Annotated in this window: 4 protein-coding genes and 1 pseudogene; 3 read left to right on the forward strand and 2 right to left on the reverse strand. The window is 71.5% G+C overall.

Annotated elements, in window-relative coordinates; genetic code table 11:
- Positions 1–162: 162 nt before the first annotated feature.
- Positions 163–420 (forward strand): zinc-ribbon domain-containing protein, encoded by a 258-nt coding sequence (locus tag GH736_RS20435; RefSeq protein ID WP_159606597.1) that lies wholly within the window; start codon positions 163–165, stop codon positions 418–420.
- Between the two features lie 30 nt (positions 421–450).
- On the opposite strand, the gene GH736_RS20440 is transcribed toward GH736_RS20435, so the two are convergent.
- A complete protein-coding gene (locus tag GH736_RS20440; protein ID WP_159606599.1) occupies positions 451–918 on the reverse strand; it encodes a VOC family protein in 468 nt (155 codons plus the stop codon).
- A 118-nt stretch (positions 919–1,036) separates the two neighbouring features.
- Positions 1,037–1,318 (reverse strand): hypothetical protein, encoded by a 282-nt coding sequence (locus GH736_RS20445; protein ID WP_159606601.1) that lies wholly within the window; start codon positions 1,316–1,318, stop codon positions 1,037–1,039.
- A 216-nt stretch (positions 1,319–1,534) separates the two neighbouring features.
- On the opposite strand from GH736_RS20445, the pseudogene aroC reads away from it, so the two are divergent.
- Both aroC and GH736_RS20455 read left to right on the forward strand, forming a co-directional pair.
- A pseudogene (aroC, locus tag GH736_RS20450) lies at positions 1,535–2,278 on the forward strand (chorismate synthase); the annotation flags it as partial.
- Positions 2,271–2,789 (forward strand): shikimate kinase, encoded by a 519-nt coding sequence (locus GH736_RS20455; RefSeq protein ID WP_235934557.1) that lies wholly within the window; start codon positions 2,271–2,273, stop codon positions 2,787–2,789. The pseudogene aroC and the gene GH736_RS20455, both read left to right, overlap by 8 nt.
- Positions 2,790–2,866: the final 77 nt, after the last annotated feature.

Raw genomic sequence — 2,866 nt, forward strand, 5'->3', positions numbered from 1 at the left:
CCGCCACCGCTCGACGACTCGACGCCATCGGCGCCGAATGGGACCGCCGCCTCACCGCGATCAAGGAGATCGCCGAGGGCCTCTGAGGCGTGTCGTCCGGGGCGCACCCGGGGCGTGCGCAAGCCCATGGTCGCGGCATCCGCGGGCTCGTAGCATCGACGCATGTTCCTGTTCATCGGGGTGTTCCCGCGCGAGCGGCAACTCGCCACGTTGCGCTTCATCTGCGAGTACTGCCGAATGCCGGCGCCGCAGCGGGTCATCGAGGTCGGCAGCCGGCTCTGGCTGTTCTTCATCCCGACCTTCACGTTCTCGCGTCGGTACGTCGTCGTCTGCTCCAACTGCGGCGGCGCCACCGAGCTCACCGCCGAGCAGGCACGGCAACCCGAGGGCTGGGCCGCAGCCAGCCGCCTGCCCGGCTGAGGTCGCGCGGCGACCGGTCCTTCAACCGGCTCAGGCGTTCTCGAGCTCGGCGATCACGATCTTCTTCTGCTGCATCATCACCTGGACCTGCTCGGGTCGGCGCGTGAGCTCGCTCATGTTCGCGGGGACGATCTGCCAGCTCAGGCCGAAGCGGTCCTTGCACCAGCCGCACTGCTCCGATTCGGGGTCGTGCGAGAGCTTCGCCCAGTACTCGTCGATCTCGGCCTGGTCGGCGCACGACACGACGAACGAGATCGACTCGTTGAACCGGAAGACCGGTCCGCCGTCGAGGCAGGTGAAGTGCACGCCGTCGAGGGTGAACCGCCCGCTCAGCACCTTGCCGGTCATGCCGGCGAAATGCTCGTCGAGGGACTCGTCGGGGTACTCCTCGATGGAGTCGATGCGGGAGTTCGGGAACACGCTGACGTAGTACTCCATCGCCTCGCGGGCCTGGTGGTCGAACCACAGGCACGGCTGGATGGGTGAGAGCTCGGCCATCGGTGACTCCCTTGTTCGGCCCCCTGGCTTCGCCGCCAAGGGTACGCGCGCGCCGGTGGCACGGCGACTCCCGCGTTCGGGGCGGTGGACCGCCCAGCGTGCGCCGTCATCGGCCGGGTCAGGCCGGATCGATCCGCAGCACGGTCGGCGCCTCGCCGATCGTGAGATCGTCGACGACGCGGATGCCGCGGGCGAGCGCGTCGACGTCGCCGATCACCGTGCCGAACCGCTCCCGGTCGCTGCACACGGCCGTCACGCTCACGAGTTGCGGGCCGAGGTCCCAGGTGTAGGTGGCGAACGGCGGGGTGCGACCGTCGGCGGGCAGCGGCACGGTCACCTTCTCGCCACGCCCCAGGTACGTACCCTGGAACGCCTCGGTGTCCTCCGGCCGCTTCGGCATCGCGGAGCGAGCCAGCCGGACCTGCGGCGTGGCCTGCTGCACCTGCGCGACCACCACGAGGAGCTCGGGGCACGTCGAAGGCCTCGCCGTCGTCGGTCGTCCCCGCGTTACCGTCTCGTGACCGTTGCGTCAACGGTTGACGGCGGATTCGGGCACACCGATCAGCCCTCGGACCGCCACCACGGCAGGTCGATCGGCGCCGTCGTCGGGTCGCGCAGGATCGCCGGGTTGGCGATCGCCATCGGTCCGGTGCGCGTTCCCGAGGACCGCCCGCTCCCGTTGCCCGCCGACGTGGACCGCCTCGACGCCGATCCGCTGCGCTGCTTCGACGAGGAGACCTCCGCCCGCATGGTCGCCGAGGTCGACGCCGCGCACAAGGACGGCGACACGCTCGGCGGCGTCGTCGAGGTGCTCGCCTACGGCGTGCCGCCCGGGCTCGGGTCATACGTGCACTGGGACCGCCGCCTCGACGCGCAGCTCGCCGCGGCGCTCATGGGCATCCAGGCCATCAAGGGCGTCGAGGTCGGCGATGGCTTCACCACGACGACGCGTCGCGGCTCGGCCGCGCACGACGAGCTGCACCTGGCCGACGGGCGCATCGTGCGCGCGAGCGACCGCGCGGGCGGCACCGAGGGCGGCATGTCCACCGGCACGGTCCTGCGGGTGCGGGCCGGCATGAAGCCGATCGCGACCATCCCGCACGCCCTGCCGACCATCGACGTCGCCACGGGCGAGGCGGCCCCCGCCCACCACCAGCGCTCGGACGTCTGCGCCGTGCCGGCGGCCGGCGTCGTCGCCGAGGCGATGGTCGCCCTCACGCTCGCGAACGCCGTGCTCGAGAAGTTCGGCGGCGACTCCGTCGTGGAGACCCGTCGCAACCTCGATGCGTACCTCGCCGCCATCCCCGACGCGCTCCTCACCGAGATCGCCGACGCGGATGCCGCACGCGACCGTGTCTGACGGCCTCCGGCTCGCGCTTCCCATCGTGCTCGTCGGCCCCATGGGAGCCGGCAAGTCGCGCGTCGGACAGCGGCTCGCGGCATCCGCCGACGCCCCGTTCGTCGACACCGACACACGCATCACCGAGCGCTACGGACCGATCGACCAGATCTTCGAGCGCGAGGGCGAGGAGTACTTCCGCATCGTCGAGCGCGAGATCGTGGCGGACGCGCTCCGCGAGGAGGCCGTGATCTCGCTCGGCGGGGGAGCGGTGCTGCATCCCGACACCCGCGACGACCTCTCCGGGCTGCCGGTGGTGTGGCTGAAGGTCTCACCCGAGGCCGTCGCCTCCAGGCTCGCCGGCGGCTCACGCCCGCTCATCGCGGCGGGCGGGCTGGCCAGGTGGACGGCCATCATGGAGGAGCGGGCACCGGTGTACGCCGCGCTCTCCGATCTCGACATCGACACGTCGCGCCGCTCGGTCGCACGCATCGTCGAGGACATCACCGAGCGGTTCGGAGGAGCACGATGACGGCAGGCGAGACACGCACGGTGATCCCGGTCGGCGGCGAGTCGGGATATCACGTCGTGGTCGGCCGGGGCGTGGCC

Source organism: Agromyces humi (assembly GCF_009720255.1).
Taxonomy (GTDB): domain Bacteria; phylum Actinomycetota; class Actinomycetes; order Actinomycetales; family Microbacteriaceae; genus Agromyces; species Agromyces humi.

Bases quoted from the DNA above. Each gene is read 5' to 3' on its own strand.
- GH736_RS20445 (WP_159606601.1), bottom strand. From the start codon at position 1,318: ATGCCGAAGCGGCCGGAGGACACCGAGGCGTTCCAGGGTACGTACCTG.
- GH736_RS20440 (WP_159606599.1), bottom strand. From the start codon at position 918: ATGGCCGAGCTCTCACCCATCCAGCCGTGCCTGTGGTTCGACCACCAG.
- GH736_RS20435 (WP_159606597.1), top strand. From the start codon at position 163: ATGTTCCTGTTCATCGGGGTGTTCCCGCGCGAGCGGCAACTCGCCACG.